This window comes from Gluconobacter sp., assembly GCF_047723935.1.
GTDB lineage: Bacteria > Pseudomonadota > Alphaproteobacteria > Acetobacterales > Acetobacteraceae > Gluconobacter.
The window spans coordinates 21623-29813 of record NZ_JBDOBO010000028.1; the positions used below are offsets into that span (position 1 = coordinate 21623).

Annotated in this window: 7 protein-coding genes, 2 tRNA genes and 1 pseudogene; 6 read left to right on the forward strand and 4 right to left on the reverse strand. The window is 56.0% G+C overall.

Features of this window, described 5'->3' with window-relative positions:
- Positions 1-31 precede the first annotated feature (31 nt).
- Together ABF979_RS10295 and ABF979_RS10300 are read left to right on the forward strand one after the other, a co-directional pair.
- Positions 32-1267, forward strand: coding sequence for an allantoate amidohydrolase (locus ABF979_RS10295; protein ID WP_415559589.1), 1236 nt, complete (start codon positions 32-34; stop codon positions 1265-1267).
- The gene (locus tag ABF979_RS10300) at positions 1264-2490 is read left to right on the forward strand and encodes a pyridoxal-phosphate-dependent aminotransferase family protein (RefSeq protein WP_415559591.1); all 1227 of its coding nucleotides are present in this window, start codon (positions 1264-1266) and stop codon (positions 2488-2490) included. Before ABF979_RS10295 ends, ABF979_RS10300 begins: the two co-directional genes overlap by 4 nt.
- A 49-nt stretch (positions 2491-2539) precedes the next feature.
- Here the strand turns inward: ABF979_RS10300 and ABF979_RS10305 are convergent.
- Positions 2540-2707, reverse strand: a pseudogene (locus tag ABF979_RS10305) (plasmid stabilization protein); the annotation flags it as partial.
- Between the two features lie 175 nt (positions 2708-2882).
- Here ABF979_RS10305 and ABF979_RS10310 point away from each other — a divergent pair.
- The 4 genes from ABF979_RS10310 to ABF979_RS10325 all read left to right on the forward strand — a co-directional run bounded on the left by ABF979_RS10310 (position 2883) and on the right by ABF979_RS10325 (position 6953).
- Positions 2883-2958, forward strand: a tRNA-Thr gene (locus ABF979_RS10310).
- A 230-nt stretch (positions 2959-3188) separates the two neighbouring features.
- A complete protein-coding gene (locus ABF979_RS10315; RefSeq protein ID WP_215751036.1) occupies positions 3189-4667 on the forward strand; it encodes a paraquat-inducible protein A in 1479 nt (492 codons plus the stop codon).
- Positions 4664-6334 (forward strand): intermembrane transport protein PqiB, encoded by a 1671-nt coding sequence (locus ABF979_RS10320; protein ID WP_415559593.1) that lies wholly within the window; start codon positions 4664-4666, stop codon positions 6332-6334. The genes ABF979_RS10315 and ABF979_RS10320 overlap by 4 nt, the downstream gene beginning before the upstream one ends.
- Before the next feature lie 4 nt (positions 6335-6338).
- Positions 6339-6953 carry a membrane integrity-associated transporter subunit PqiC gene (locus ABF979_RS10325; protein ID WP_415559594.1) on the forward strand — a complete coding sequence of 205 codons (615 nt, stop codon included), beginning with the start codon at positions 6339-6341 and terminating at the stop codon, positions 6951-6953.
- Between the two features lie 75 nt (positions 6954-7028).
- On the opposite strand, the gene nusG is transcribed toward ABF979_RS10325, so the two are convergent.
- The 3 genes from nusG to ABF979_RS10340 all read right to left on the reverse strand — a co-directional run bounded on the left by nusG (position 7029) and on the right by ABF979_RS10340 (position 7962).
- The gene (gene nusG, locus ABF979_RS10330) at positions 7029-7559 is read right to left on the reverse strand and encodes a transcription termination/antitermination protein NusG (protein WP_415559596.1); all 531 of its coding nucleotides are present in this window, start codon (positions 7557-7559) and stop codon (positions 7029-7031) included.
- A 9-nt stretch (positions 7560-7568) separates the two neighbouring features.
- Positions 7569-7823: a preprotein translocase subunit SecE gene (secE, locus tag ABF979_RS10335; protein WP_232309136.1), complete on the reverse strand. Its 255-nt coding sequence runs from the start codon at positions 7821-7823 to the stop codon at positions 7569-7571.
- A gap of 62 nt (positions 7824-7885) precedes the next feature.
- Positions 7886-7962, reverse strand: a tRNA-Trp gene (locus ABF979_RS10340).
- Positions 7963-8191 lie beyond the last annotated feature (229 nt).

Below are 8191 nucleotides of genomic sequence, written 5' to 3' on the forward strand. Positions count from 1 at the left end.
CAAGATTGTACGTCCTTCTGGCGGAGACAAAATGACAGCCCACGGAGCCCGTGCCGTTCAACGGTGCCGCATCCTCGTTGAACCTCCATTCAGCGAGACGGCTGGTAGCCTTTTCCGTTACTGGCTCGGAACATCTTATCGGCATACCCTCGCTCAGGTCCAGATCTGGATGGAAGAAGCGGGTATGGATGTGCGAACGGATGCCGTGGGTAATCTGGTTGGTCGCTATGAGGGCACGAACCCAAAGGCCCCGGTTCTCCTGATTGGTTCGCATCTTGATACGGTGCGGAATGGGGGAGCTTTTGACGGCAACCTCGGGGTGATGCTGGGAATCGAGCTGGTTGCAGCCTTGAAGGAACAGGACACACGCCTTCCATTCCCGATCGAGGTTATTGGGTTTGGTGACGAGGAAGGGTCCCGCTTTCCTGTTCCCATGATCTGTTCCCGAGCGATGACAGGAGAGATAAGTGCCGTCCCCCAGGGCGTAACGGATTCTCAGGGCATGACGGTTGCTGAAGCGATGCTGGCGTACGGGTTGGATCCGGCGCAGATAGAAAACGCGACGCGCCGACCCGAGGATATTCTGGCCTTTATCGAGCCGCATATTGAACAAGGCCCCTGTCTGGAAGCTGCGGATGAGCCTTTGGGCGTCGTCACCGCTATTGCTGCCCAGACCCGACAGCGCGTCATGGTGAAAGGGCAGGCCGATCATGCGGGCACTACGCCAATGACCTTGCGCCGCGACGCACTAGCTGGGGCCGCAGAGATGATGCTGGCTGTGGAAAAGCGTGGAGTGAACGGCGCCGGAAACCTCGTCGCAACGGTTGGACAGATGGAAGTGACGCCCAACACTTCTAACGTTATTCCCGGAGATGTCTGGTTTTCACTGGATATGCGTGCAGGCTCCAATGAACTCCGTGACGCGCTGGCGGAGGGCATCAGGTCCGATATTCGGGACATTGCGAACCGGCGTGGACTAGAGGTTTCCCTTACAGCTCCACAGAAATTGGCAGCGGCTGCCTGCTCCCCAGGGATCATTGAACGGTTCGCTTCGGCTGTTGAAACGGTGACAGGGCGTTCCGCCCCACGGCTTCTCAGTGGCGCCGGGCATGACAGCATGGCTATGGCAGGCTTCTGCCCGATGGGTATGCTGTTTATTCGCAGTCCGGGTGGCCTGAGCCATCATCCAGATGAGACGGTGCTTGTGGAAGATGTTGAACTCGCCCATCGCGCCCTGCTCGCTTTCGTCAAGGAATATCAGTCATGACTTCGTCTTTTGCTCAAATTGATCCGCCGTCGCGCCTGCTGATGGGTGCAGGGCCTGCCAATGTGCACCCACGCATTCTGCGAGCCATGGCAACGGACGTCATTGGCCAGATGGACCCGGAAATGACGGCTTACATGGATGAAACCATGGCGCTGTACCGGGAAGTCTTTCAGACAAAAAATCACTGGACGCTGCTGATCAACGGTTCCGCCCGCTCGGCCATTGAGGCTGCTCTGGTTTCGCTGGTTTCTCCAGGCATGAAAGTGCTTATCCCGCGGATCGGGCGCTTTGGTCTTCTGCTGACAGAGATTGTTCACCGGTGTGGCGGTATTCCCTGTACTGTAGATGTTGAGTGGGGGCAGGTTGTTGAACCGGCTGCCATTGAAGCTGCCATCATCGAACACAAGCCTGGCCTTGTGGCGACCGTGCATGGAGATACGTCCACCACAACTGCCCAGCCACTTGCTGAAATTGGTGCGATCTGTCGCCGTCATAATGTCCTTCTGTATGTCGATGCGACTGCGACGCTGGGTGGCATGGAATTCAAGACGGACGCTTGGAACATCGATGTCGCCACCGCCGGGCTTCAGAAATGCCTGGGCGGACCGCCGGGTTCTGCGCCGATCACGCTATCGGATCGTGCCGTGGAGGCCATCCTGCGTCGGCGCCATGATGAGGCGGGTATTGCTACGGGCCAGCCGCAGGGTGAGGGGCCGGTAATTCAGTCAAATTACTTCGATCTGGCGATGCTCATGAATTACTGGTCTCCGGCACGGATGAACCACCACACCGAAGCGACGTCCATGCTTTATGCGTCCCGCGAGGCTGCTCGGATCGTGGTTGAGGAAGGTGTGGATGCTCGTGTCGCACGTCATACGCGTGCTGGACGGGCCATGGTGGCCGGTCTGCGGGCGATGGGGCTGCGCGTCTATGGCGACGATGCTACGCGGATGACCAATGTGACTGGCGTATGGGTTCCGGAAGGGGTTGATAATGCCCGTGTTCGCGAGTTGATGCGCAAGGACTTTGAAATCGAGATCGTCTCGTCTTTCGGTCCATTGACAGGCAAGATCTGGCGTATTGGCGCGATGGGTGTGAATGCGCAGAAGCACAAGGTTCTACTGACCCTGGCTGCGTTTGAGGCTGTTCTTGCAGGCGAGGGTGTCAGTCTGCCGCGTGGCGCTGGAGTTGATGCTGCCCGTGCCGTTTGGGATGCAACCTGAAGAATTTATTACTCAGATTGGGCCGGATTTAATCTTTCGGGTGATTTTTCCGGCCTGACCCACTTTTCTTGCCGCCGCCACTTTCTTTGTTGACGGTCGCCCAAGCACGGCTTTCGGCTTCGTTCTTTGAGACGCCGTGCTTTTCGTAGTTTTCTTCAATATGTTCAGCCTGACGTTTTTGTTTGTCCGTGTAGGCTGATTTGTCTCCACGCGGCATGGTCTGTCCTCCTGAAAACAAGGTGTATGACGCCTTTACGCGTTAGCGTGGTTGGAGTTTTGCTTGATTGTGCTGTCAGATGTGACGTTTTCATAGAATGTAAGATGGTTTTCTTTCATTAAGGGCTTGCCAAGCTCAAAAGCGTTAGTTAAAACGCGCCCACCTCGATGGATGCGCCGGTGTAGCTCAGCTGGTAGAGCACGTCATTCGTAATGATGGGGTCGGGAGTTCGAATCTCTTCTCCGGCACCATCGAGGCATTCCCCTCGGAATCAAAATAGATCAGCAGGTAGGCAAACACATTAAGTGTTGTTGCAAACTGCAGTGCCTGGTTTTTTGTCAAAATATTGCCGGAAAATTTTCTGGCTCTGGGCAAATGCTCTAAAATGGGTCTACCATCCGACATCAGATCCTGATGCGTGGGCCACTTCGTGCTGGCTGCACTGTCTTATGGCGGCTCCATGCGTTAGGTTAGGAGCGTCATGACTGACCGTTTTCATAAACGTCTTTGGCAGAATGCCGTCAATCTTTCCCGGAGCCCGCAGCGCCCACGTGCGGCGTTGCATGTCGTGGAAGGTCTGCACGAATGCTCTGTCTGTGGGTTGTTCCAGAGAGTTCCGGAACTCAAGCCGGGTTTCCTGGCTGAGTGCGAGCGATGTGGTGCGCAGATTGTGCGGCGGCGCAAGACCTCTGTCATCGGAGCGCCCGCCGCTTTCTGTGTGGCTTCAGCAGCGCTCTATATTGCTCTTTTGATCAGCCCCCTCATGACGCTAAATGTCTATGGGCGTGAGAACACGGTTGCCCTGATGTCTGGTCCTATCGAGTTGGCGCATCAGGGCTACAACACCATGTCTTTCCTGGTTGGACTGACAACTCTGGCCATGCCGGGGATTGTCATTGCTCTGATGGGAGCTGTGCTGTACGGCGCATCTCGTCCCCATATGCCGGATTGGACCCCAAGACTTTTGACCTGGTACGACCGTCTTCGGGGCTGGTCCATGGTGGAAGTCTATGTCCTGGGCGTTCTGGTTGCCTATACCAAGCTGGTTGATCTTGCCCTCGTTGATTTGCAGCCGGGGGTGTACCTGCTGGGTGGCCTGATGCTGACGATGGCTGCCATGGATTCCACCTTCGATGATGACCTCATTTGGAATAACCGCGATTTGCGGAAGAGGGTGGATGGTCATCGCGGGCGTGTTCTGGATGTCGCCCATCTGGATGCTCATGAAGACGCACTTCCTCCTGTTGAGCATATGCTCTCCTGTCACGCATGCGGGCTGGTGGTTGCCTTCGATCACCCTGTCTTGCAGGAGGCTGATATGGGAGACTGTCCGCGGTGTGACCAGATTCTCCGGCGGCGTAAAAGGCAGAGCCTCGCATCGGCAACCTGTCTCCTGATTGCAGGCGTTATTTTCTACATCCCGGCCAACATGTTGCCGGTCATGACCTACACAAAGGTAGGCTCGGGGGCGCCCAGTACAATTATCAGTGGTGTTATCGAGCTGTGGCAGGCTGGGATGGTGCCTCTGGCCCTGCTGGTTCTGTTCGCCAGCATTACCGTTCCGGTGCTGAAAATTCTGGCCCTGAGCTTTATGATCATCAGCACAAAGCTGCGGTCCCGGTGGCAGTTGCCACTGCTTGGGAAGCTTTATCGCATGGTGGACATTATTGGACGTTGGTCGATGATCGACGTTTTTATGATCTCTATTCTCTGTGCGGTCGTACACTTTGCGTTTCTGGCCAATGTCGCTGCCGATCCCGGAATGATCTGCTTTGCACTGGTCGTGATCCTGACCATTTTTGCCGTGGAATTGTTTGACCCTCGGTCAATGTGGGATGCGGCCGGTCTGAACAGCTCCGTCCCCACGGATGCGGCGGGCCGTACTCTTCCTGACACGCGGGCACCTGATGGCCCCGTTCCTTCTTCTGATACCTCTCATATGGAGCCTGAAAGCGCGTGAGCGATTCCCGAAATGATCGCGGGCAGCAGCCGGCCTTTCCGGAGGAAGCTCCGGTACGCCGGACCCGCTTCTCCCTGATCCTGCTAATTCCGGTTCTGGCCATTCTGATTTCTGGCTGGCTGGCCTGGAAGCATTTTGCCACGCGTGGACCCGAAATCACGATTACCTTTGATACAGCGGATGGCCTGACTCCCGGCCAGACGCAGGTCAAGAACAAGGCCGTGACGTTGGGTACGGTCCAGGAAATTACCCTGAGCCGTGACATGCGCCATGTGAGCGTCAAGGTTCAGATGAACGCAAATAGTGCTCATATCCTGACGGACAGCACACGCTTCTGGGTCGTGCGGCCACGTATTAACGGTGCAAGCATTACCGGGCTCGATACACTGATTTCCGGTGCCTATATTGCCATTGATCCTGGAACATCCGGACAGCACTATCAAACCGAATTCCGCGGCCTTGAAGCTGCTCCTGGCGTTCGTTCTGATCAGCCTGGAACAACATTCTGGCTTGTGTCGCCAGCTCTAGGCTCACTGGGCGAGGGAGCTCCTGTCTTCTTCCGGGATGTGCCTGTGGGTGATGTGCTCGGTTATACCATGCCGCCAGGCGGCGAGGGGCCGATCGTTGTGCAGGTCTTCATCAAGGCTCCATATGACCACTACCTGCGGACCGACAGCCGCTTCTGGAATGTCTCGGGTATTCAGGTTGGGCTTGGTGCGGGTGGTCTGAAGGTTCAGATGCAGTCGCTGCAAGCGCTGTTTTCCGGCGGTGTGGCGTTTGGCCTGCCGGATAACCGAAATGCCATTAATGCTCCGGTCGCGCCTGCAAACTCGGTTTTCAAGCTCTATACCAGTCAGGCTGATGCAGAGAGTGCCCGGTATCATCAACGTCTTCGTGTCGTGACGTATATCGATACGTCCGTGAAGGGGCTGGCTGCCGGAAGTCAGGTCAGCCTGTTTGGCTTGCAGGTTGGTACGGTTACGTCCGTAAAGCTGCAGATGCCCTCTCCGCAGGCGCAGCCGAAAGTGCGTGTGGAAATGCAGATCGAGCCTGAGCGCATGATGCCGGAATGGAATGAAAGCCAGCTTGCGCGTGCCAAGGAATACCTTGCAGCGTTTGTGGCCAATGGTCTGCGCGCTTCTGTGCAAAGTGCCAGCTTCCTGACGGGTGAGTCTCTGATCGGACTACAATTCGTGAAGAACACCCCACCTGTCACCATGACGTATGAGGGTGACATAGCAGTACTGCCCAGTCAGCCAGGTGGCATGGATGGGATCATGGAATCTGTTTCCACCATCACAGACAAAATTGCCGCCATGCCGCTTACGCAGATTGGTGAGCACGTTAATGACCTGATCGCACATGCGGATGGCCGTTTGAACAGCCGCGAAGTGACGCAGTCTCTGGTAGCCTTGCGGAACTCGCTCCAAAATCTGGATGCGTTGAGCAAGAATGCCAATCAGCATCTTCCGGAGCTTATGACGGCCCTGCAAGGAACTCTGACCAACGCCCAGACTCTTCTGGGGGCCTACGGTGGAGATACGGATTTCCATCGTAGCCTTCAGGGTATGATTACACAGATGACGCAGATGGCGCGCTCGCTGCGCTTTCTGACGGATTATCTGGGACACCACCCATCAGCACTCATTACAGGCCGCAGGAACTGACCCCATGGCAAAATATTCGTCTTTTCGTATGCGCCTTTTGTCCGTGGGATGCATGGTTGGTCTATCGGCTGCTCTGGCAGCCTGTAGCAGTGACCCCACCCTTTATACGCTGTCACCCATATCTGGAGCGGCTCAGGGCGGTGGACCAGTCGTCGTAGAGGTCCGGACGCCTGTTGTCCCTTTGCGTCTCGATCGGGATACGATCGTCCGGCAAAATCGGGATTACCAGACCAAGCTGGCTACGGGTGATAGCTGGAGTGAAGCGCTTCCCGATATGATTGCTCAGACGCTCACGACTGATTTAGCGCAGCGTCTTCCGGGCACGGCGGTCGTGTCACAAGGAGATGCGGTGACAACAACCCCGACAGCTTACGTAGAGGTGACGATTCGGAACTTCGAAGCTGATTCAGTGGGGCGTGCCTATATCACGGGGGCAGTGTCTGTTCACCCTGCGCAAAAAATGATTGGTCCCGTTCTGACTGAATCGTTTGCCTGGCAATCTCCAGAGAGCTCGCAGCGCGATACCGGTAAGCTGGTAGCGTCTCTGAGCCAGGGTTTGTCAGCACTCGCAGATCATGCCGCGTCCCGACTGCGCTCACTCCCCCCTTCAAGCCGGTAAGAGGGCACATTCGAGGCAATAAAAAAGGCTCCCGTCTGGGAGCCTTTTTTATTCATATGGCCTCAACAGAAGAGATTAGAGCTTCTCAACCTGCGTGAAGTCCAGATCCACTGGGGTCGAACGACCGAAGATGGAAACGCTGACCTTGAGGCGCTGACGTTCTTCGTCGACTTCCTCGATCATGCCCGTAAAGGACGTGAACGGGCCGTCTGCAACGCGGATCTGCTCGCCGATCTCGAAGGTGAGGGCAGAACGTGGACGTTCCACACCTTCCTGAGCCTGCTTCATGATCCGGTCTGCTTCTGCGGACGTGATGGGGGTCGGGCGATTGCGCGTTCCCAGAAAGCCGGTGACCTTGGGGGTGTCCTTGACGAGATGCCATGCATCATCCGTCAGTTCCATTTTCACAAGAACATAGCCGGGGAAGAACTTGCGCTCTGAATTGACCTTACGGCCCCGGCGCATTTCCGTCACGTCTTCCGAAGGAACAAGAATCTGCTCGAAGTGGTCGGACAAGCCCTTCTGTGCAGCCTGCTCCTGAATGTGGCTCGCGATCTTTTTCTCGAACCCGGAATAGACATGCACAACGTACCAACGTTTTGCCATGCTGCGGACCTAGCCTCCAACGCCAAACAATTCGCGGACGCCCAGGCCAATGACCTGATCCACGATGAAGAAGAAGATGCAGGTCACGGTAACCATGGCAAGCACCGCACCCGTCGTAATGAGGGTGTTACGACGTGTAGGCCACGTAACCCGCTTGGCTTCGTTGCGCACGTCTTTGATGTACGTGCCCAGATTGAAGCCGGATCCGTTTTTATGAGGCGCCGTCTTACGCGACTCGTCTTTCGGGGTAGTGACCGACACCATCGTCCTCGAATCAAATGAAAATCCGCGTCCCGGTGCCGGAAAAGCTATCCGGTAAAGCGGGGTGGCAGGGGCGGAGGGTCTCGAACCCACAACCTTCGGTTTTGGAGACCGACGCTCTAGCCAATTGAGCTACGCCCCTATCATCGGGGGTACCACAAAGACTGTGATACACCAACGACAGTGGGGCGGAAAAGATAATGTTCAGGGATGAAAGTCAAGTACCCATAAGCATCTAGGTTCATATTTTTCATTTCTGGCATTCCCCCTCTTGCGAGGATGCTGAGGAATGGAGTATGACACCGGCAACCTAAGGGCGGGCGTAGCATAGTGGTAATGCAGTAGCCTTCCAAGCTTCTGAGGAGGGTTCG

Excerpts from the sequence above, each read along its gene's own strand:
- ABF979_RS10295 (WP_415559589.1), top strand. The coding sequence starts at position 32 with ATGACAGCCCACGGAGCCCGTGCCGTTCAACGGTGCCGCATCCTCGTT.
- ABF979_RS10300 (WP_415559591.1), top strand. The coding sequence starts at position 1,264 with ATGACTTCGTCTTTTGCTCAAATTGATCCGCCGTCGCGCCTGCTGATG.
- ABF979_RS10315 (WP_215751036.1), top strand. The coding sequence starts at position 3,189 with ATGACTGACCGTTTTCATAAACGTCTTTGGCAGAATGCCGTCAATCTT.
- ABF979_RS10325 (WP_415559594.1), top strand. The coding sequence starts at position 6,339 with ATGGCAAAATATTCGTCTTTTCGTATGCGCCTTTTGTCCGTGGGATGC.
- nusG (WP_415559596.1), bottom strand. The coding sequence starts at position 7,559 with ATGGCAAAACGTTGGTACGTTGTGCATGTCTATTCCGGGTTCGAGAAA.
- secE (WP_232309136.1), bottom strand. The coding sequence starts at position 7,823 with ATGGTGTCGGTCACTACCCCGAAAGACGAGTCGCGTAAGACGGCGCCT.